A 20,931-nucleotide genomic window follows, 5' to 3' on the forward strand; every position below is an offset into this window, starting at 1 on the left:
GATCACCGATAGGCCAGAGTACGGGCCCTCCCTTGTGACTTTGCGTGGTAGAGCGCCTGGTCAGCCTGCTCGGTCAGGGTCTGCCATGCTTCGTCCTGGGAGGGGACCAGATAGCTAAAGCCTATGCTAACCGTAATGAAATCAGCAACCCGCGAGGCGGGATGGGGCAGTTTTAAGCGGGCAAGCCCATCGTGGATCCGTGCGGACAGCTGTTCGGCCTCGCCGGGTTGGGGGGCGCAGAGCAGAATGACGAACTCCTCCCCGCCGTAACGGGCCACCAGATTGGTGCTGCGCCGCTCGGCATCCCGCAGCACATGGGCCACCTGTTGCAGGCAAACATCCCCCTTGGCGTGGCCGAAGTGGTCGTTGTAGGCCTTGAACTTGTCGACATCGATAATCAGCACCGCCAGCAGGTTTTGGGTGCGCCGTGCCCACTCCCACTCCCGCTGCATGGTGATGTCCCACTGGCGCCGGTTGGCGATGCCGGTGAGGGGATCTTCCAGCGACAGCAGGGAGAGGCGCTGATTGGCCTCCTCCAGCGCCCGGTTGGTCTCGGCCAGTTGCATGGTGCGCTCGGCCACCCGGGCCTCCAGCTGGCGGTTGAGGGTTTCCAGCTGCTCCTGAGTACGTTGGCGGATCAGCAGTTGTGACAGGATGGCGGCATACTGTTTGAAGATTTCGCTCTGATAGGCCTTGAGCGGCCGGTGCCAGAGCAGGTTGTCGGCGGCGATCCAGCCGATGGGGGTGGTGCCATCCCACAGCGAGACCATGGCGTTCCAGCCACGGCCCACCTGCTGCTTCTCGTAGTAGAGCGGGGTATCTTCCATCACCAGCACGTAATCCTTGCGCCTGAGCGCCTCTTGCACCGTCGGGTGATCCGGAATGGGGCTGATGAAGTTGTGTTCATCCACCAGCTCGCCCTCTTCGCTGGTGCCCCAGGTGCCGCGCATGGTCTTGCCGTCGGGCTCGAGCAGGAAGATGGCGACCCGATCGAACTGCAGCTCCTTGCGGGCCAGCAGTACGGCGTCCCGCAGCAGATCGTTCTCGCTGCGACTGCGGGAGAGGGTGACGCTGACCATGTGCAGCGCTTGCAACATGGTGAGGAAGGAGCCCTGCAATGCCTGGCTCTGTACCAGATCGGTCTGGGTATGGCGCCGTTGGTCTCGCTCCTGATTGACCTGGCTGGAGAGCAGGTGATTGCTCAGCTCGGCAGTCAGATAGTGGATAAGGAGCTGGATGCCCTGACGCTGGTGGGAGGAGAGGCGGTCGATGCGGCGGCGGGTCTCCAGATAGATGACCCCTTCCAGTTTCATGTGGCGTTTGAGAGGGAAACAGGCGCGTAGCTGTGGCTGGGCGGGTTCCACATGTTCGCCGGGAGCAGGTGATGGCTGGATCTGCTCGATCATCAGTTGCCCCTTGCCCATCGCCTTGTCGATCAGGTGGTGGGGCAGGGTCAGTTGGCCGAGATGGGCGAGATCCAGCGTGGTCAGCCCCTGATCGATCTGAAAGCTGTAGAGCTGTGGTTCGGGGGCTTTCAGCCAGAGGTAAAGGCGTTCGGCATCGGTCTTTTCACGGATGGTGGCGAGGCTCACTTCGCATAACTGAGCGAAGTTGGTGAAGTGTTCCGGGTCCCATTCCTGCATACCAATATCCCTTGGATTGTACCCAAGCGAGTATAGATATATTTCTCCTTGATTAATATATCAGAAAGGAGAGGTGGCGCACATAACGGTTGCTTTCAGTGTTAGGCGTGGAAACATTCACTGTGTTTTCTGCCAATCGCGGCGAAAACTGTGCTTATTGACGTGGCAGCGTGTAGGGCGGGATGTCTGGCCAAAAAGAGAGCCCGCACGATGGCGGGCTCTCGGACGTGTTGTTGTGCGCGGCTTACTCTGCCTTGGGGGCAGCGTCCGCAGGCATTTCATTGCTCTCGGCTGGCGCGCTCTCGGCCGCCGGGGCTTCCGGTGCCGGGCCCGGCACCAGCTCGACTGCCGGTTTGGCGATGAGGGAGCGGGTCTCTTCTACCGCTTCGCTCAGCTTGACCTCGATGAGCTGACCCAGTTCGTAGACCACTTCGGTCTTGTCCAGATAGACGCGGCCGTTGTCCCAGTTGCACTCCAGCCGATCCTTGTTGTCGAGGATATGGCGGGCAGGCATGAACACCACGGCACCGTTCTCCTGCAGGCGCAGCTTGAGACCGGCTCGCATCACGTCGATGATCTCGGCGTTGAACACCTGATCGGTGCCCGCGGCAGCTTTCAGGTAGCGGACATAGAGCCAGTCACCGATGTCGCGCTCGACCCTGCGGTGCAGGCGGCGGCATTCGGTCAGGTGCTCGGTCAGCTCTTCGCTTGGGCGCTCACCCGGGGTCTTGCCAGCGATGACCGCCTTGAGCAGACGATGGTTGACCATGTCGCCGTATTTGCGGATCGGGGAGGTCCAGGTGGCGTAGGCATCCAGACCCAGGCCATAGTGGGCACCCGGCTCGGAGGACATCAGGGCATAGCTCTGGAAGCGGCGGATTTTTCCATCCAGCCAGCGGGTGTCGAGGTTGTCGATCCAGCGACGCAGGGCGCAGAAGCCGGTCAGGCTGGCGATCTCATCGCGCTCGAACGGGGCCTCGGCGCTTTTCAGCAGGTCGATGGCGCCATCGAGGGACTCTTCGTCAAAGCCGGTGTGGACGTTGAAGATACCGTAACCGACGTGCTTGCCCAGCACGCGGCCGGCGCAGATGTTGGCGGCGATCATCGACTCTTCCACCATGCGGTTGGCGATGCGGCGTGGCTCGACGTGGATGGCCAGCACTTCGCCATTCTCACCCAGCTCGAAGTCGTAGTCGGGGCGGTCAGGGAACACCAGCGCATGCTCGGTGCGCCATGCGATGCGCGCTTCGGTCATCGCCTTCATCAGCGGCAGCTGGGCCAGTACGCCAGCGTCGATGGTCAGCGCTTTGCCATGCTCGGCCCAGTCGGAGACATCGTCATAGCTGAGACGGGCGTGGGAGCAGATGCGGGCGGCGAAGAATTCGGTCTCCTCCATCAGCAGGCCATCTTCGGCGATGTGCAGACGAGCACACAGGGTGTTGCGCTCCTCGCCCTCTTTCAGGGAGCAGAGCTCGTCTGAGAGGGTGCGCGGGATCATCGGCACGTTGCGGCCCGGCATGTAGACAGTAAACGCGCGCTGGGCGGCCTCTTTGTCCAGCTCGCTCCCTTCGGCCACATAGGCGGTCGGGTCAGCGATGGCGACCAGCAGCTCCCAGCCGTTATCCAGCTTGCGGATGGCCAAGGCGTCATCCATATCCTTGGTCTTGGCGCCGTCGATGGTGAAGAAGGGAACGTCGGTCAGATCGGTGCGGGGCAGCTCCTCGTCCTCGATCACCTTCCACTCCGGCAGATCAGCCGGTTCGACCTGGGCCAGATTGTGGCGCGCCAGCACCACCCACCAGGGCACATTGTGATCTTCCTGGGGGGCGATCTTCTGAATGATCTCGGCAGAGAAGTTGCCATCGACCAGCGCATGGCGCTTGAGGGTGGCGACCACCCAGTCCCCTTCCTGGAACGCTTTCTCGTCCAGACCCTTCTTGACGCGGGCCTTGATGGCATCCTTGATCAGCGGATGATCGGCGACCACGTTGAGGCGATCACGGAACATTTTTACGCGCGCCACGAAGCGGGTGACGGACTGCTCCAGCAGCGCATCCGGCTCGGCCACCTCTTTCTCTTTTTCGGTGCGGATCAGGGCGGTCACCCGGTCGCCATGCATCACCTTCTTCATGTAGGGCGGCGGCACGAAATAGCTGGTCTTCTCATCGACCTCCAGAAAGCCGAAGCCCCTATCGGAGGCGCGGATCACACCCTCTTTCTTGGGGATGTTTTCGCGGATTTGTTGCTTGAGCTGGGCCAGCAGCGGATTGTCTTGGAACATAAATAGGGAACCTGAGTGGAGACCTGATGAAGAAACGCCCAGCACTATACGTTTTTAGCCCTGCAAAGCCAAGGTGAATGGCCTGTTCAGCTTGGTTGCAGCTGGCAACGGGCGTAGTCAATCAGTCTCAGAGAGAGCTGTTTGTGGATGCCTTTTTCCAGTACCAAACGGTGCCAGTAGAGTCGCTCTGTCAGGCGCTGGTCCGGGCTGAGATTGACCAGGCTGCCCGTGGCCAGATGCTGGCGGATCTGCAACTCCGGGATGAGGCAACAAGCCAGCCCCTGCTCGGCCATGGCGACGAAGGCCTCCGACGAGTGCACCGTATGGCAGGGATAGCCGCCGGGCTCCAGCTCGAAATGGCGGCGCATAAAGCTGACGTGCATGTCGTCGCGCTGATCGAAGGCCACCGCCGGCGCCTTGGCCAGCGCTTCCCGGGTGAGACCGTGAGGGAAGTGGCGCGCGACGAAGGCGGGGCTGGCGGTGAGCAGATAGTGCATCTCGCCCAGCTCGTCGACGCAGCAGCCTGCCAGCGGCTGGGATTGCAGGCTGATAGCGCCAAACGCCTGACCCTCGCGCACCTTGTAGAGGGTGCGGCTCTCGTCATCCACCAACAGGTTGACCTCGATGGGGTGCTGCTACAGCATAGGGGCAATGGCGGGCAGGAACCAGGTAGCCAGGCTGTCGGCGTTGACTGCAATGCTGATGCGGATAGGGCCTTGCGGCGTGGCAGGGGTTAACTCGCCAGCCAGTTCGAGCTCGAGCTGATGTACCTGCCGATAGTGGGCCAGCAGCTTCTGGCCGAGTGGCGTAGCCAGCAGCGGTTGGCTGCGAATGAGCAGCGGCTCGGCAAATTGCTGTTCAAGCTGCTTGATCCGCTGCGAGATGGCGGATTGGGTGAGGTGCAGTGATCTGGCCGCCCGTTCGAAGTTCTGCTCCTGCAGTACCGCATCCAGTGCCCGCAGTAGCTTATAGTCCAGCCCTTTCATTTATCTCATCTCCCTATCTTGAGCACGGAGCAGACTCTACGTGAGCCGGATCCGGACAACAATGACCGGTTGCAATGAGAGTGGATAATCACCGCGATTGTGATTTTTTACAGTAGTGGTGAACCGGTTCAGAGAGGATACGGCACCTCGCAACACGGGCAGTGGCTGCCGGATGTGGCTCATTGTGATGCGTTTATCCCGGGTCTGTTTTTCCCATGATTTTTATGGATGTGGAGTCAGTGCCAGTGATGGTTGTTGCCGCGAAGAGTAGCTGGTTTTAGAGCGGCCCAGCTAGAGGTTGGGTGACGGCCTGAGCGAATCGCTCATCCAGATGAAAGCGGATGCCAACGCCCCGAATTGCGCCCAGATCGACCGCTTGATGCTCGGGATGGGTTACGACTACTACCGCTTCGCACTGATCCTGCCGATGTCAATGCAAAGACCCAAGGTGGTGCTGTTCAATCACTGCCCTGACTTCTGGGTGCTGGCTTATACCGAAAACAACATGCTGGCATGTGACCCCGTGATCCGGTTGGCGCGCAAGCAGATCCTGCCCATCTACTGGAACCGGCTGGACGGGCGCGCCCGTTTCCTGCAGAAGGGGAGCATGGACGTGATGGGGCTGGCCGCCGAGTTCGGTTTGCGCAACGGCTTGCGCAACGGCATCCTCTCCTTTATCACCTCCCAGCGCGCCTCGAGCGATCTGCTGCTGGAGTCCTCGCCGATCCTCTCCTGGATGTCCAGCTACCTCTTCGATGCGGTTATCCGAGTGGTGCGTTTCAGCATGCATGGTGGACAGTGCGGATGAAGAGCCCCTGACCGAACGTGAAATCGAGAGCCTGTTTTGGGCCTGCGAGGGAAAGACCTCCAACGAGATCGCCAGCATCCTGGGGATTCCCGAACGCACAGTGAATTACCACCTCAATCAGGTCACTCGCAAAACCGGCTCCAGGAACAGCTATCGGGCCGTGGCCAAGGGGGTGGGGACTGGTTTGCTGTTGCCCAATCTGGATCAGGTCATCGTCACCAATTTTCCCGGAGTGTTTCAGTAGTCCGAGCCTGCAGAGACCACAGATTCTCCTGCTGTGACCTGAGGGGCACAATTATTAGATCCGGTAATTGACACGGGGTTGAGTAGAAAACTTCATCATTAGAAAAATGAATCAATCAGTAAATCAATGAATTTCTAAGATGGTTCCGGGCTCGCTATAGTGCCGTTCATTCATCACTTCGCACGGAACTTTCCATGATGCTGACCACGACCCTGCAAGGCTTCACCATAGGTCTTGCCATGATCATCCCCATCGGCGCCCAGAATGCCTTTGTGCTGAGCCGGGGCATTCATCGCAATCACCATCTGCTGACTGCCACACTCTGCAGTTTCTGCGACCTCATCCTGATCGCCATAGGCGTGTTTGGCGGAGCCAATCTGCTGGCCGCCAGCCCCCTCGGCATGGCGCTGCTCACCTGGGGTGGTGTGCTGTTTCTCGGCTGGTTTGGTGGCCGATCCCTGCTCAGTGCCTGGCGCGGTAAGGGGGAGGAGCTTGCCGACTCGACTCAGCAGATGGGGGCCAGGAGCGTGCTGGCGATGACGCTGGGAGTTACGCTGCTCAATCCTCACGTCTATCTCGATACCCTGATGCTGCTCGGCTCCCTTGGCAGTCAGGTGAGCGACTCCCTGCGTCCAGCCTTTGCGGCAGGGGCCATGCTGGCTTCGCTGGTGTGGTTCTACTCGCTGGCGCTGGGGGCTGCGGCGCTGGCGCCCTGGTTGGCCCGCAGCCGGGTGCAGCAGGGGATCGATCTGCTGGTCGGCATCATCATGCTGAGTCTGGCTATTCAACTGGCCATAGGAAGTTGAGGAAGTTAAGGCGGCAGGAATGAGCGACCGGTAACAAAAAGATGCCACTCGCAGGGAGTGGCATCTTCGCTATTGGAGGGGGTCAGACTCGGAACTGGGAGAGCAGGCGCTGTTGCAGCAGGCAGGCTTGATGGAGCGAGGAGGCCAGCTGCAGGCACTCCTGCGCCTCCTGTTCGCCGGTTCTGGCTTGCAGACTGATGCCGGAGACTTTGTCAGAGGAGTGGCTCAGGGTGTGTGACAGTTGCCCGGTGGCTACGGCCACCTGCTGCACCATGTCGGCCAGCTGGTCGATAGCGCCTTCCACCTTGAACAGGATCTGCTTGGTGTTCTCGGAGTCCTGCATGCCGGACTCCACCGTCTTGAGGTTGCGCTGCATCATCAGGTAGGCGCTCTCGGTCTGCTGCTGGATGCTGCTGATCACCTGGCTGATCTCGGCGCTTGATGTCGCCGTGCGATTGGCCAGGGTGCGCACCTCGTCCGCGACCACAGCAAAGCCACGGCCCATCTCCCCCGCGCGGGCCGCTTCAATGGCCGCATTGAGGGCCAGCAGGTTGGTCTGCTCCGAGATCCCGCTGATGGTGGAGATGATCTGGCCAATCTGGCCCGCCTGCTCCTTGAGGGAGTTGATGGCGATGGCGCACTCGCTCACCTCCTGCACCACCCGCTGCATGCCCGCACTGGCAGAGGCGACATATTGGCTACTCTCGGTGGTTAGCTGGCGCACCTCGTTGGCATTGTGGGCCGCCATGCTGCAGTTGTCCGAAATGGTGGTGGCCACCTGCACCATCTGTTCACTGTCATGGTGCAGGGCCAGCGCATGCTCGGCGGTCTGGCGGCTGCTCTGGCTGATTGCCTCCACCCGGTTGACCGAGGTGTGAACGTGTTCACTGATGTGCTGGTTGTTGTCCATGGTGGAGCTGATCATCTTCTGCAGCTTCTCGATGAAGCGATCCACGCTGTTGGCCAGCGAACCTATCTCGTCATCCCGTTGCAGGTTGATGCGGGCATTGAGATCTCCCTCGCCGGCGGCGATATCCTGCATTCGTTTGTCTACTTGCAGCAGCGGGGTTACCAGTTTGCAGGTCAGCCAGAAGCCGCATAGGGTGACCATGATCAGGCTCAGCAACAGGCCACCCAGCAGCAGGGTGCGGGTCTGGCTGATGATGCCGTTGAGCTGGGTCACCTGATCCTCGACGGTGGCATCGCCGCTCTCCTCGATGGCAACCAGCTGTTGTCGCAGCTCATCGGCACTGACCTCATAGACGGACTGCTGGGCCTGATAGCTGCCGAGCGCATCGACCCACTGTCCCATCAGTTGCTGATGCCGGGCTAACAGGGCGCGATACTCTGTCGACAGAGTCTTGCCGGCAAATTCGCCGTTTCCCTCGATATCGAACAGCCCGGTGCCGAGCATGCTGTCGATCGCTTCGTGGTAGAAATCGGTCGCCTCTTTCAGCTCGACCTTGATCGCCTCCGTTACCCCCTGTCTGCGCATCTTCTCCAGCGCATAGAGCTGGCGCAAAAAGCCGATATTGGACTCCATTCCCCCGTCGGCCGCTTCCCAGCGGGTGGAGAGGCCGCTGTTCCAGCTGATGGTCTGGTCGGGGGATTGGGTCAGCACCTCTACCGCCCCATCGCCAATCACCTCCAGCTGGGTCGAGAGTCGTGCCATCAGCTCGGCGTTGTGATGCAGCGCCTCATCAACCTCGGTATAAGCGTGATAGAGCGCCAGCAGCTTCTCTTGTTGCTGTTGATAGGCCTGCTTGTGCTGTTCCATGGTGGCCAGGGCAGCACCATCAATGAGTTGCCCCTGGCTGACCCGGGCCAGCGCATCATCGGTCGCCGCCTTGGCTGCATCGAGTTCGGCGCGATTGAGCGGGGTGCCGTTTTGCATCTTCTGAATCTGTAGCTGTTGATTGCCCAGCTCTATGGAGCCCTCCATGGCACCGTCGGCGGTCTGCCAGGCAGCTCCCAGTACATAGGAGAGCAGATTGGCTAGCCTCTGGCTGCCATACCAGCCAACGACCCCCATGCCCAGCGTACAGCTGAGCAAGATGGCAAGACCCAGATTGGCGGTGGTAACAATTTTCATGTGATGGCCTTCCTTGGTATCGACATTGGCACCAGTTTCGGTTCCGAACGGCTTTAGTGTAGTGGTTTATCCCCCGCTAGGGGGCCGGTGCGGCGCTGAAACATCCTGTGCACTGGCTGCACCCGATCAAGCATGGTGGCAAATTGGATAAAAAGCCTCTCTGACCACGCGGGTGTCGCGGCCCTATGCTGGATACTTATCCAGTTATTCTTTATGCTATGAGCCAATTTACGAATAGTGGTATTGGTGAGGAGAGAGCCGTGATTGGTCGCTTGAGAGGCATTGTCATTGAAAAGCAGCCCCCCGAGGTCCTGCTGGAAGTGGGCGGGGTTGGCTATGAGGTACAGATGCCGATGAGCTGCTTCTATGATTTGCCGGAGATCGGCAAGGAAGCGACCATCCATACTCACTTCGTGGTGCGGGAAGATGCCCAGCTGCTCTATGGTTTTAACCACAAACAGGAGCGTGCGCTGTTTCGCGAGCTGATCAAGACCAATGGCGTTGGCCCCAAGTTAGCACTGGCCATTTTGTCCGGCATGACTGCCAGCCAGTTTGTCATCTGTGTCGAGCGCGAAGAGATAAGCTCGCTGGTCAAGCTGCCAGGCGTCGGCAAGAAGACGGCCGAGCGGCTGGTGGTGGAGATGAAGGATCGCCTCAAGGGGTGGGTCAGCCATGATCTCTTCTCGCCAGCCATGGTGACCCTGCCAGACACTGCTCCTGAATTGCGTGCGCCGGATGTGACCGAAGAGGCCGCCAGCGCGCTGGTGGCCCTTGGTTACAAGCCGCAGCAGGCGAGCCAGATTGTCAGCAAGGTCGCCAAGGATGGCATGTCGGTTGAAGCGATCATCCGTGAATCCCTGCGTAGCCTGGTGTGAGGTAGTTGATGATTGAAGCAGACCGCCTCATTTCGGCAAGCAGCGCCCGTGAGGATGAGATTATTGATCGGGCGATCCGCCCCAAGAAGCTGGCTGACTACACCGGTCAGGATACTGTCTGCGAACAGATGGAGATCTTCATCGAAGCGGCGCGCCAGCGGGGCGAGGCACTCGATCACTTGCTGATCTTTGGCCCGCCGGGTCTGGGCAAGACCACCCTCGCCAACATCGTCGCCAACGAGATGGGGGTCAATATCAAGACCACCTCCGGCCCGGTGCTGGAGAAAGCGGGGGATCTGGCCGCGCTGCTCACCAACCTCGAACCGAACGATGTGCTGTTCATCGACGAGATCCACCGCCTAAGCCCGGTGGTGGAGGAGGTGCTCTATCCGGCGATGGAGGATTACCAGCTCGACATCATGATCGGGGAGGGGCCCGCGGCTCGCTCCATCAAGCTGGATCTGCCTCCCTTTACCCTGATCGGAGCGACCACCCGGGCCGGTTCACTGACCAGCCCGCTGCGGGATCGCTTCGGCATCGTGCAGCGGCTGGAGTTCTACAACGTCAAGGACCTGACCGATATCGTCTCCCGCAGTGCCCGTTGTCTGGGGCTAGACATGACGGAAGATGGTGCCATTGAGGTCGCCCGTCGCTCTCGCGGCACGCCGCGGATTGCTAACCGTTTGTTAAGGCGGGTGCGCGACTTTGCCCAGGTGAAATCCGATGGCCGGATCGACGGCCCCATTGCTGCCCGCGCCATGGACATGCTGGATGTCGATAACGAAGGTTTTGACTTCATGGACCGCAAGTTATTGTTGGCTGTGATAGACAAGTTTATGGGGGGCCCGGTGGGCCTCGATAATCTGGCCGCCGCGATCGGGGAAGAGAAAGATACTATCGAAGATGTGCTGGAGCCTTATCTGATCCAGCAAGGGTATCTGCAACGTACACCCAGAGGACGGATTGCGACCACACGAGCCTACGCTCATTTCGGTCTTCAGCGACCAGATGAGAAGTAAAAACAGTCGTTTGAACATGAAACCGCCGTCAAAGGCGGTTTTTTATTATCCGGGCAAAAAAAAAGCCCACGGCGGATGCGGTGGGCAAAGACAATTCAGGATGGATGTTCACAGACAGTGAGCGCGTCTGGAAACAGACCGAAAAATAAACAGGTGAGCCGTCGCGAGCTCTCAGAGTCGGTTCAGTTGATAGAGCTGAACAAAGGAAAGCTTGTAGTAACGGATGGTTTTAGCAACAAACTTTTTCATCTTCAATTCCAATGCTCAGGTTCAAATTGATCGTCGAATACGTACCGTGAACCCGGATTAACCGGCCTGTATCCAAGGGAATGCCCTCACTGCGAGGCGCATTGTAGGTGTTCGAATCGACCCGGACAAACAAGAAAAATTACAGTGTTTCAATTAGTTTATCTAATGCATTTGTTGATGAAATTGGTTCACATGAGTATGCATTGCTTGCAGTGTAAAATTGAGATTTCCAATCAGCTTGTCCGTTCTGGATAACGTGGGGTAATGCGCATCTTTCACTTTTTTCAAATTAAACGGGGTGGCCGGGTGTTAAATTTTTAAATTGATTTAAATCAATGTTTTACGTTTTACCATCTTTTGTGATCTGGCTCGCTTAAATAATCGTGAAATAGATTAAACATGGCTTTCAAAGCCATGTATGGCGGGTCCTTTTACATTGATTTCAATCAAATAAAGGTGATATAAAAACACGGTCATCATGGGCGAGAATAAATTCGAGCAGATTGTTTTGTAATTGTTAAGCATTAGCTTTGTTTGTGTTCTCGTATTGCCTTGTTGTTAATGCCAATGGTTGTTGAACTCGTTTTGTTGTGACACGTCCCGACAAGGCTCATTCGATAACCTCCAACGGAAGCTTTGTGCTTAAAACTTAAAATAGCCGTGCCAATAATCGGTGAGGAAACATCATGATTGCTGAGCATGTGGTAGACCTATCGCGGTTCCAGTTCGCTGCGACGGCCCTTTATCACTTTTTGTTTGTACCCCTGACGCTGGGAATGGCCTTTCTCCTGGCGATCATGGAATCTGTCTATGTGATGACCAACAACACCATCTACCGGGACATGACCAAATTCTGGGGTAAGTTGTTTGGTATCAACTTTGCCCTGGGGGTCACCACAGGCCTGGCCATGGAGTTCCAGTTTGGGACCAACTGGGCTTATTACTCCCATTATGTTGGCGATATCTTCGGGGCTCCGTTGGCAATCGAAGGGCTGATGGCCTTCTTCCTGGAGTCCACCTTCGTCGGCATGTTCTTCTTTGGCTGGGATCGCCTGAGCAAGCATCAGCATTTGGCTGCCACCTGGTTGATGGCGCTGGGGACCAACCTCTCCGCCCTCTGGATCCTGGTTGCCAATGGCTGGATGCAAAACCCGGTCGGTGCCGAGTTCAACTTCGAGTCCATGCGGATGGAGATGGTGAGCTTTGCCGAGGTGGTGCTCAACCCGGTTGCTCAGGTCAAGTTTGTCCACACAGTGGCGGCAGGTTACACCTGCGGTGCCATGTTTGTGCTGGGTATCTCCTCCTACTACCTGCTGAAGAATCGTGATGTGGCGTTTGCCCGTCGATCTTTCGCCATTGCCGCCGCGTTCGGTATGGCTTCCATCGTGTCCGTGCTGATCCTCGGTGACGAATCCGGTTACGAGACCGGTGAAGTGCAGAAGGTGAAACTGGCCGCTATCGAGGCTGAGTGGGAAACTGAACCTGCTCCGGCTGCCTTTACCCTGTTCGGTATCCCGAATCAGGAAGAGATGCGTACCGACTACGCCATCAAGATCCCCTATGCGCTGGGCATTATCGCGACCCGTTCTCTGGACGGTCAGGTCACCGGTCTGAAGGATCTGAAGAGCGAGCATGAGCTGCGCGTCCGTAACGGCATGACCGCTTACGACCTGCTGACCAAGCTGCAATCCGGTGACAAGTCCGAAGATACCCTGGCTCGCTTTGACGAAGTGAAGCATGACTTGGGCTACGGTCTGCTGCTCAAGCGCTATACCAGCAATGTGACCGATGCGACCGATGAACAGATCAAGGCTGCCGTGGATGACTCCATCCCGCAGGTACTGCCGCTGTTCTTCGCCTTCCGCATCATGGTGGCAACCGGCATGCTGATGCTGGTGCTGATCGGTCTGGCCTTCTATGACAGCGCCCGTCACCGTATCGGTGAGCGCAAGTGGCTGCTCAAGGGTCTGCTGTGGGGTATCCCGCTGCCGTGGATCGCCATCGAAGCTGGCTGGTTTGTTGCTGAATATGGCCGCCAACCGTGGACTATTGCCGAGGTGTTGCCGACTTCCCTGTCTGCATCCAACCTGCCAGCAGCCGAGATCTGGTTCTCTCTGATCGGTATCTGCCTGTTCTATACCGTACTTCTGGTTATCGAGATGTACCTGATGTTCAAGTATGCCCGTCTTGGCCCCAGCAGCCTGAAGACTGGCAAGTATCACTTTGAACAGATCAAGGCATAAGGAGATCGACCATGTTTGATTACGAAACTCTGCGTGTCATCTGGTGGGCTCTGGTCGGCGTACTGCTGATCGGTTTTGCCATCACTGACGGCTTCGACATGGGGGTAGGCGCACTGCTCCCGTTCGTCGGCAAGAAAGATGTCGAGCGCCGCGTGATGCTCAACACCATGGGGCCGCACTGGGAAGGTAACCAGGTTTGGCTGGTCACTGCCGGTGGCGCCTTGTTCGCTGCCTGGCCGATGGTCTATGCCGCGACCTTCTCCGGCTTCTATATCGCCATGATCCTGACGCTGATGGCGCTGTTCCTGCGTCCGGTCGGTTTCAAGTACCGCTCGCTGCGTGCCGATGCCAAATGGCGCAGCAACTGGGACTGGGCCTTGTTCGCCGGTAGTGCCGTGCCGCCTATCGTCTTTGGTGTGGCCTTTGGCAACCTGCTGCAAGGCGTTCCGTTCGAGTTTAACCAGTTCATGATGTTGACCTATCACGGCAACTTCTTTGGTCTGCTTAACCCGTTCGGCATTCTGGCTGGTCTGGTGAGCCTGTTCATGCTGCTCACCCAGGGCGCAACCTGGTTGATGATGAAGACCGACGGTGAAGTGCTGGCACGTTCCCGCACTGCCGCCATGAGCTGCTCACTGGTGACCCTGGTGCTGTTTGCTGCCGCGGGTTGGTGGGTAAGCGGTATGGAAGGGTATGTCATCGTCAAGGCTGCCGCCACTGACGCGGTATCCAATCCGATGAACAAAGAAGTGGTCCTGCAGGCTGGTGCCTGGATGAACAACTACACCCTCTATCCGTGGATGGTGGCTGCCCCTGTACTGGGTCTGGCCATGAGCCTGCTGACTGCGCTGTTTGCCCGCATGAACATCGGTTGGCTGGCCTTTACCAGCTCCTCACTGGCGATTGCCGGGGTCATCCTCACTGCCGGTTTCTCCATGTTCCCGTTTGTGATGCCCTCAAGCCTTGAGCCGTCACTGAGCCTGACCATGTGGGATGCGACCGCCTCCTTCAACACCTTGCAGGTGATGACGGTGGCAGCAGCAATCTTCGTACCGATTGTGCTGGGTTACACCATCTGGACTTACATCAAGATGTTTGGCCGGGTAACCAACAAGCACATCGAAGATAACCAACAATCTCTCTATTAAGAGGTGCGCTGACAATGTGGTATTTCACCTGGATCCTGGGGCTGTTGCTGGCCTGTGCATTTGGCATCATCAATGCGCTGTGGCTGGAACACACCGAGAACATGGATCGTCAGATCGATGAAAACAAGTGATCGACTCGCCAGGCTGGCCGCTCCACTGGAGCGGCAGCCGTGGCAGGGGTTGATGTTACTCGCGGCGGCCTTGTTGGCCGTCGCTATTTTACAGGCCCCCAATCTGATCGCGGCCAACACCAGCGAGCATGGTCACTGGCTGGCGCCCTGGCTGATGTGGGCCGTCTGTTGTGGCGTACTTAACGGGCTTGGCTTTCATCTGAAAAGCCTGCCCGGACGAGTGCTGTTCAACCCCTGGCTCGCTTGGCCCAGTTTGTTGTATGGCCTCTGGCTGACACATTCATATTTCCTTCCATAAAAAACAGGGGGAGGCAGGATTTCCCTGCTTCCCCCTGCTTCTTTCCTATTCAGCCCTGCGCTATGATAGCCCCCCATCTGACTGTCGAATGGATCACAGATTGTTATGGGGGAAGTCTTTGAGTTTCCGGTGCGTGTCTACTACGAAGACACCGATGCCGGGGGCATCGTCTACAACGCCAATTATCTCAAGTTTATGGAACGTGCTCGCACCGAGTTTCTTCGTGCCATGGGCGTCGAACAGGACGTCTGGCTGCAGGAAGGATTCGCCTTCGTTGTGACTCGCACTGAGATCGATTTCCGCTCGGCGGCCCGTTTTAATGAATTACTGAATGTGTTAACGCAAGTGACTGAAATGAAACGCGCATCTCTGCGCTTTTCCCAGCAGATTCTGGCAGCTGATGGGCGACTTGTCGCCCGGGCCATGGTACAGATAGCCTGTGTCAGTCATCCGCAAATGAAACCTGTCGCTATACCTGAAAAAATCAAGGGAGTGCTGTTAAGTGCACGCTGAAATTTCGTTTATTGGTCTGTTTTGGCAAGCCAGCCTGTTGGTAAAACTGGTCATGATGACCCTGATGGGGATGTCCGTTGTCTCTTGGGCACTGATTATTCAGCGCGCCAAGGCGATCAAGGCGGCCAATCTCGCATCGGAACAGTTTGAAGACCGCTTCTGGTCGGGCGTCGATCTCAATCGCCTCTATCAGGAGTCCTCCTCCCGCCGTGATGACATTGAAGGCATGGAAGATATCTTCTACTCCGGCTTCAAGGAGTATGCCCGCCTGCTCAAGGCCGGTGCCCGTGGTCAGGATGCGGTGATGGATGGCACCTACCGTGCCATGCGTGTCTCCCTCTCCCGCGCGGTGGATGAGCTCGAATCCAACCTGCCGGTGCTGGCGACCATCGGCTCCATCAGCCCCTATATCGGTCTGTTTGGTACCGTATGGGGCATCATGAACGCCTTTATCGCCCTGGGTCAGGTTCAGCAAGCAACCCTGCAGATGGTGGCTCCCGGTATCGCGGAAGCGCTGATCGCCACCGCCATGGGTCTGTTTGCCGCGATCCCGGCGGTTATCTTCTACAACCGCTTTACCAACAAGGTCGAGAAGCTGGAGAACGCCTACGCCAACTTCATGGATGAGTTCACCACCATTCTGAACCGTCAAATTGCACAGCAGCAGGGTGATCAGTAATGCAAACCTATCAGCGGATCCGGCGCAAGAAGGTGGCCGAGATCAACGTGGTGCCCTATATCGACGTCATGCTGGTGCTGCTGATCATCTTTATGGCGGTCACGCCGGTGATCACGCAAGGGGTCAAGGTGGATCTGCCGCAGGCCGAGTCCGAGCAGTTGCCGGAAGATGCCAAGCCGCCCTTCATTGTCAGCGTCAATACCGAAGGTGAATACGTCATCAAGGCCGGTGAGGCCGATGACGAGCCGGTGCCAAGCGGCACGCCAGAGGCGATGCAGCAATACATCACTGAAAAAGCCATGGGCTATCTGGCCATCAACCAGAATGCCCCCGTGGTGGTCGCGGGTGACAAGGCCGTGCGTTACGAAGAGGTGATCCTGTTGATGGTGGCCCTCAAGAATGCGGGTGTGCCTCAGGTTGGCCTGATGACAGATCCGGTGAACTGACGGAGATGGATGTGAAGCGTGGTATTTCCGGTTATCTCATCGCGTCGTTTCTGCTGCACCTGATCATCGGCATCATCCTGTTTGTCGGGCTCGATTTCAGCAAACCGAAACGGCCCGAATCGAAGGGGCAGATCGTCAATGCCGTCATGCTCGATGAGAATTTCCTCAACGAACAGGCCAAGCAGATCCAGCAGCAGCAATCTCAGCCCAAGCCGCCGAAGGTAGAGAAAGAGAAGGATAAGGAAGACACGGATCTCGCCAAGCGTGAGCTGGCTCAGAAACAGGAGCAGCTTCGCATCGCCGAGACCAAGCGCAAGCAGGCCGAAGAGGCGACCCGCAAGGCCGAGGCCGAGAAGCAGAAGAAAGTGGCCGAGCAGAAGCAGGCGGAAGAGAAGGCCCAAAAAGCCGAGGAAGCCCGCAAGCTGGAAGAGCAGAAGGCCAAGAAGGCTGAAGCCGAGCGTAAAGCGGCGGAAGCCGAGAGCAAGGCGTTGGCGCTGAAGAAGAAACTGGAACAAGAGAAGAAAGAGGCCGAAGAGAAGGCCAAGGCGGCAGAAGCCAAGGCCAAGAAAGCGGAAGCCGACAAGAAGGCCAAAGCTGAGGCAGAGAAGAAAGCCAAGGCAGAGGCTGAGAAAAAAGCCAAAGCCGAGGCCGAGAAGAAGGCCAAGGAAGAGGCTGCCAAAAAGGCAAAAGCTGACGCAGAGAAGAAAGCCAAGGCTGAAGCCGAGAAGCAGGCCAAGATCGCGGCAGAACGCAAACGCAAAGCGGCCGAGGAGGCCAGGCTGCAAAAAGAGATGGAAGCCATGATGCAGCAACAGCTGGCGGCTGAAGCCGATGCCCGCAGCCAGGCTGCCTCGGCAGCGGCACAAGGTGAGGTCGACAAGTACGCGGCACTCATCAAGGCCACCGTTGAGCGGTATATGATTTTGGATCCCACCATGCGGGGTAAAACATGTACTATCGGAGTGCGTCTTGCGAGCAGTGGCTTTGTCATATCGGTAGATAACGGCCAGGGTGACCCGGCGGTTTGTCGCTCCGGTAAGGCGGCTGTGTTGAAAGCCAATCAACTGCCTGTGCCCAAGGATCCGGCGGCATTCGAGATATTGAAGGAATTCAATCTCAAATTGGAACCGAGTATCTAAGCGTGAAAACGGGGTTGTTTACTGTGGTTGGCAGCATTGCGCCGAGAAAGGAATTTAATCTCTCATTCTTATTGGAACCGAGTATTTAAGCCATGATCAGAAAAGTATTTTTTGCTTTGGTTGGCTGTTTGTTGCTGGGTCAGAGCGCCCAGGCGGCCCTGGACATCGTCATTACCGGTGGTATTGACAGCGCACGCCCCATCGCCGTGGCCCCCTTCAAATGGGAAGGCAACGGGCAACTGCCGCAGGATATCGCGGAAGTGGTCTCCAACGACCTGATGCGCAGCGGCAAGTTCAAGCCGCTGGCTCGTGGCCAGATGCCACAGACGCCGAGCAACAGCAACGAGATCAACTTCGCTCCCTGGGCGGCCCAGGGGGTTGAAGCCGTCGTGGTCGGTTCCATTTCGGCGGTTGGCGATGGCACCTACAAGGTCAACTTCGAGCTGGTCGATGTGCTGAAAGGCCAGTTGGCCAAGACGCAGGGTGGTGAGAGCAATGGCTACATCCTGGATAGCCGGATGGCGACCATCCCGGGTGCCCAGATGCGCCAGTTTGCCCACCGCATCTCCGACATTGTCTATGAGCGCCTGACTGGCGAGCGGGGGGCGTTCCTGACCCGGCTGGCTTATGTCTCCGTCCAGCAGGGGACCCAGTTCCCCTATCAGCTGCGGATCGCCGACTATGACGGTTATAACGAGAAGACCCTGTTGCGCTCCCGTGAGCCGCTGATGTCTCCCTCCTGGTCGCCGGATGGCAGCAAGCTGGCTTATGTCAGTTTCGAGAACCAGAAGTCCGAGATCTACGTGCAGGATATCTACACCCAGCAGCGCAGCCTGATCACCAGTTTCCGTGGCATCAACGGCGCGCCGGAGTGGTCTCCGGATGGTCGTCGTCTGGCTATCGTTCTCTCCAAGGATGGTTCACCGAACCTCTACGTGGTTGATGTCGCTAGCAAGCAGTTGACCCGCGTCACGACCAGCCGTGTGATTGACACCGAACCCTCCTGGATGCCTGATGGGCAAAATTTGTTGTTCACCTCTGAACGTGGTGGCAAACCCCAGATTTATAGCGTAAATTTGGCGACTGGTATGACTCGCCGCATGACTTGGGAAGGTGAATCCAACCAGGGTGCATCCATCACTCCTGATGGCAAAATCATGGTGATGGTGACCCGTGTTCAGGGACAGTATCGTATTGCCCGCCAGGACATGGAAAACAATGCCCTGCTGGTCCTTACCCAGAGTTCTCTGGACGAGTCGCCAAGTGTGGCTCCCAATGGCAGCATGATCATTTATGCCACCATCTATAAGGGTCGTAAGAGTCTTGCGTTGGTGTCGACTGATGGTCGCTTCAAGGCTGTGCTTCCGACCAGTAGCGGTGAAATTCGTGCACCAGCTTGGTCGCCCTTCTTGAATTGATAAAAATCCGATTGTTTTTTGTTTTGTTATAAAGGTTTAAGGAAAAAGCATGCAACTCAATAAACTGCTCAAGGGTTTGGCCATCGCACTGCCACTGTTCACCCTGGCCGCTTGTAGCTCTTCTTCTGATTCCGACGCCGCTGGCGCAGAATCAGGCATGACCGACGGCATGGGCGGTGTACAAACCGGCGGCGCCAACGGCATGTTGTCCCCGGAAGAGCAGATGCGTCAGAAGTTCGAAGCACTGCAACGTGACAACGTGATCTACTTCCCGTACGACGGTTACGATATCCAGGGTCAGTACGCTGATCTGCTGGATGCCCACGCCAGCTACCTGCGCGAGCGCCCGAGCGTGAAAGTCCTGATCGAAGGTCACGCCGATGAGCGCGGTACTCCGGAGTACAACATCGCCCTGGGCGAGCGTCGTGCCAAGGCTGTTGCCAAGTATCTGCAAACCCTGGGTGTGCAGGCCGAGCAGCTCTCCATCGTCAGCTATGGCGAAGAGAAGCCGCTGGACATGTCTCACACCGAGGATGCCTTTGCCAAAAACCGCCGCGCGGTTCTGGTTTACTAAGGTTTGAACCGAACGAAGTTCGTTTATATGCAAGCGGCCATTTCGATGGCCGTTTTATTTGCACTAAACGCCAAGGTTTGATCCGAATGAAATCTGTATAAGCGAGCGACGATGGCGCTGGCCGTTTTATTTGCACTAAACGCTAAGGTTTGATCCGAATGAAATCTGTGTACAAGCAAGCTGTTGTTGCGCTGGCCGTATTGGTTGCGCTGAATGCGCATGCTGCGGCACCGGTCAGCGATCTGGGCGGTGACTCAAGTGGTGGGGTTGTCCTTAGCGGCAACAACGGCGCCATTGTGCCCACCGGTAGCCTGGAAGATCGGGTTGCTCTGCTGGAGCGCACCCTCAACGCCCGCTTGCGACTGCAAGCTGAATTGCAGCAACAGGTCGACTCCCTGCAAGGGGAGGTCTCCGAGCTGCGTGGTCAGCTGGAGCAGCAGACCTACCAGATGGAACAGTCGCAAGAGCGCCAGCGTCAGCTCTACCAGGAGCTCGACAAGGTTGCCAGCAGCCAGCAAGCTGCTCCAGCCGCCCCGGCCCCTGCTGCTGCCACACCGGCTGCTGCCGCCAATTACTCAACCAATCAGGATGAGAATCAGGCCTACGACGCCGCGGTCAACATGGTGCTCAAAGAGAAGAACTACGACAAAGCCATTCCGGCTTTCCAGGGCTTCATCAAGCAGTACCCCAGCTCGGGCTATGTTCCCAATGCACACTACTGGCTGGGCCAGTTGCTGTTCAACAAGGGTGACAGAGCTGGCGCCTCGGCCCAGTTTTCGACCGTGGCCAACAAATACAGCAAATCCCCCAAGCGTGCAGATGCGCTGCTGAAGCTGGGTATGCTGGCGCAGCTGGATGGCAAGAAGGCGGAAGCCAAATCCTTCTATGAGCAGGTGATTAAGGGCTATCCTGGCACAACGTCAGCCAAGCTTGCCGAGCAGAGCCAGGCCAAGCTGTAACATTGCTGTATGTCACTGTTTTCGTAACGCTACTGTAAAAACAGCCTACATTTGTACGCACAGTGAGCAAACGGATTTAAATTACGAATTTTCTGTTGCACCGGAAATTTAAATCCGTAATATAGGCCGCCGTCAGAGCCGAAGCAGTAATGCAGTCGGAGCTGGCCGTGGTGAGGGTCGTTAGCTCAGTCGGTAGAGCAGTTGACTTTTAATCAATTGGTCGCTGGTTCGAATCCAGCACGACCCACCATTTTCTCCACTCGGTGGAGACAGAATTCCCAGGTCGTTTAGCTCAGCTGGGAGAGCACCTCCCTTACAAGGAGGGGGTCACTGGTTCGAGCCCAGTAACGACCACCAGTTTGTAAAAATGATTTAGATGG

17 protein-coding genes, 2 tRNA genes and 3 pseudogenes are annotated in these 20,931 nt (G+C 57.4%); 17 read left to right on the forward strand and 5 right to left on the reverse strand.

What is annotated here, in order from left to right:
• Positions 1–2: 2 nt before the first annotated feature.
• The 4 genes and pseudogenes from BN1125_RS16610 to BN1125_RS19610 all read right to left on the reverse strand — a co-directional run.
• Positions 3–1,643 (reverse strand): sensor domain-containing diguanylate cyclase, encoded by a 1,641-nt coding sequence (locus BN1125_RS16610; RefSeq protein WP_042013626.1) that lies wholly within the window; start codon positions 1,641–1,643, stop codon positions 3–5.
• Between the two features lie 244 nt (positions 1,644–1,887).
• Positions 1,888–3,924 carry an exoribonuclease II gene (locus BN1125_RS16615; protein WP_042013627.1) on the reverse strand — a complete coding sequence of 679 codons (2,037 nt, stop codon included), beginning with the start codon at positions 3,922–3,924 and terminating at the stop codon, positions 1,888–1,890.
• An 86-nt stretch (positions 3,925–4,010) separates the two neighbouring features.
• Positions 4,011–4,910 (reverse strand): annotated as a pseudogene (locus BN1125_RS16620) (LysR family transcriptional regulator ArgP).
• A 277-nt stretch (positions 4,911–5,187) separates the two neighbouring features.
• A pseudogene (locus tag BN1125_RS19610) lies at positions 5,188–5,289 on the reverse strand (acyl-homoserine-lactone synthase); the annotation flags it as partial.
• Between BN1125_RS19610 and BN1125_RS16625 the strand changes: the two are divergent.
• Together BN1125_RS16625 and lysE are read left to right on the forward strand one after the other, a co-directional pair.
• Positions 5,278–5,962 (forward strand): annotated as a pseudogene (locus tag BN1125_RS16625) (LuxR family transcriptional regulator); the annotation flags it as partial. The pseudogenes BN1125_RS19610 and BN1125_RS16625 sit on opposite strands and share 12 nt — an antisense overlap.
• A 197-nt stretch (positions 5,963–6,159) precedes the next feature.
• The gene (gene lysE / locus BN1125_RS16630) at positions 6,160–6,768 is read left to right on the forward strand and encodes an L-lysine exporter (RefSeq protein WP_042013653.1); all 609 of its coding nucleotides are present in this window, start codon (positions 6,160–6,162) and stop codon (positions 6,766–6,768) included.
• An 82-nt stretch (positions 6,769–6,850) separates the two neighbouring features.
• Here the strand turns inward: lysE and BN1125_RS16635 are convergent, their stop codons facing one another.
• Positions 6,851–8,860, reverse strand: a complete 2,010-nt coding sequence (locus BN1125_RS16635; RefSeq protein ID WP_042013629.1) for a methyl-accepting chemotaxis protein — start codon at positions 8,858–8,860, stop codon at positions 6,851–6,853.
• A 260-nt stretch (positions 8,861–9,120) separates the two neighbouring features.
• Here BN1125_RS16635 and ruvA point away from each other — a divergent pair, with 260 nt between their 5' ends.
• The 15 genes from ruvA (at position 9,121) to BN1125_RS16710 (ending at position 20,908) form a co-directional block, all read left to right on the forward strand.
• The gene (ruvA, locus tag BN1125_RS16640; protein ID WP_042013632.1) at positions 9,121–9,735 is read left to right on the forward strand and encodes a Holliday junction branch migration protein RuvA; all 615 of its coding nucleotides are present in this window, start codon (positions 9,121–9,123) and stop codon (positions 9,733–9,735) included.
• Between the two features lie 8 nt (positions 9,736–9,743).
• Positions 9,744–10,754 carry a Holliday junction branch migration DNA helicase RuvB gene (ruvB, locus tag BN1125_RS16645; protein WP_042013633.1) on the forward strand — a complete coding sequence of 337 codons (1,011 nt, stop codon included), beginning with the start codon at positions 9,744–9,746 and terminating at the stop codon, positions 10,752–10,754.
• A 935-nt stretch (positions 10,755–11,689) separates the two neighbouring features.
• On the forward strand, positions 11,690–13,246 hold the full coding sequence (locus BN1125_RS16650; protein ID WP_042013635.1) for a cytochrome ubiquinol oxidase subunit I: 1,557 nt from the start codon (positions 11,690–11,692) through the stop codon (positions 13,244–13,246).
• An 11-nt stretch (positions 13,247–13,257) separates the two neighbouring features.
• Positions 13,258–14,394 carry a cytochrome d ubiquinol oxidase subunit II gene (cydB, locus tag BN1125_RS16655; protein ID WP_042013636.1) on the forward strand — a complete coding sequence of 379 codons (1,137 nt, stop codon included), beginning with the start codon at positions 13,258–13,260 and terminating at the stop codon, positions 14,392–14,394.
• A 14-nt stretch (positions 14,395–14,408) separates the two neighbouring features.
• Positions 14,409–14,525 carry a cytochrome bd-I oxidase subunit CydX gene (gene cydX / locus BN1125_RS18735; RefSeq protein WP_005304933.1) on the forward strand — a complete coding sequence of 39 codons (117 nt, stop codon included), beginning with the start codon at positions 14,409–14,411 and terminating at the stop codon, positions 14,523–14,525.
• Complete coding sequence (locus tag BN1125_RS18740; RefSeq protein ID WP_167562325.1) at positions 14,512–14,823, forward strand: cyd operon YbgE family protein; 312 nt, start codon at positions 14,512–14,514, stop codon at positions 14,821–14,823. The genes cydX and BN1125_RS18740 overlap by 14 nt, the downstream gene beginning before the upstream one ends.
• Before the next feature lie 105 nt (positions 14,824–14,928).
• The gene (gene ybgC / locus BN1125_RS16670) at positions 14,929–15,336 is read left to right on the forward strand and encodes a tol-pal system-associated acyl-CoA thioesterase (RefSeq protein ID WP_042013640.1); all 408 of its coding nucleotides are present in this window, start codon (positions 14,929–14,931) and stop codon (positions 15,334–15,336) included.
• Positions 15,326–16,015: a protein TolQ gene (gene tolQ, locus BN1125_RS16675; RefSeq protein WP_042013641.1), complete on the forward strand. Its 690-nt coding sequence runs from the start codon at positions 15,326–15,328 to the stop codon at positions 16,013–16,015. Before ybgC ends, tolQ begins: the two co-directional genes overlap by 11 nt.
• Positions 16,015–16,461, forward strand: a complete 447-nt coding sequence (tolR, locus tag BN1125_RS16680; RefSeq protein ID WP_005335733.1) for a protein TolR — start codon at positions 16,015–16,017, stop codon at positions 16,459–16,461. The genes tolQ and tolR overlap by 1 nt, the downstream gene beginning before the upstream one ends.
• Positions 16,462–16,466: 5 nt before the next feature.
• The gene (tolA, locus tag BN1125_RS16685; RefSeq protein ID WP_042013642.1) at positions 16,467–17,600 is read left to right on the forward strand and encodes a cell envelope integrity protein TolA; all 1,134 of its coding nucleotides are present in this window, start codon (positions 16,467–16,469) and stop codon (positions 17,598–17,600) included.
• Between the two features lie 92 nt (positions 17,601–17,692).
• The gene (tolB, locus tag BN1125_RS16690) at positions 17,693–19,018 is read left to right on the forward strand and encodes a Tol-Pal system beta propeller repeat protein TolB (RefSeq protein WP_042013643.1); all 1,326 of its coding nucleotides are present in this window, start codon (positions 17,693–17,695) and stop codon (positions 19,016–19,018) included.
• Positions 19,019–19,067: 49 nt separating this feature from the next.
• Complete coding sequence (gene pal / locus BN1125_RS16695) at positions 19,068–19,592, forward strand: peptidoglycan-associated lipoprotein Pal (RefSeq protein ID WP_042013644.1); 525 nt, start codon at positions 19,068–19,070, stop codon at positions 19,590–19,592.
• A 158-nt stretch (positions 19,593–19,750) separates the two neighbouring features.
• Positions 19,751–20,551, forward strand: coding sequence for a tol-pal system protein YbgF (gene ybgF / locus BN1125_RS16700; protein ID WP_042013646.1), 801 nt, complete (start codon positions 19,751–19,753; stop codon positions 20,549–20,551).
• Positions 20,552–20,725: 174 nt separating this feature from the next.
• Positions 20,726–20,801, forward strand: a tRNA-Lys gene (locus tag BN1125_RS16705).
• A gap of 31 nt (positions 20,802–20,832) precedes the next feature.
• A tRNA-Val gene (locus BN1125_RS16710) sits at positions 20,833–20,908 on the forward strand.
• Positions 20,909–20,931: the final 23 nt, after the last annotated feature.

Origin of the sequence: Aeromonas fluvialis (assembly GCF_000819885.1) — a bacterium.
GTDB classification, from domain to species: Bacteria; Pseudomonadota; Gammaproteobacteria; order Enterobacterales; family Aeromonadaceae; genus Aeromonas; species Aeromonas fluvialis.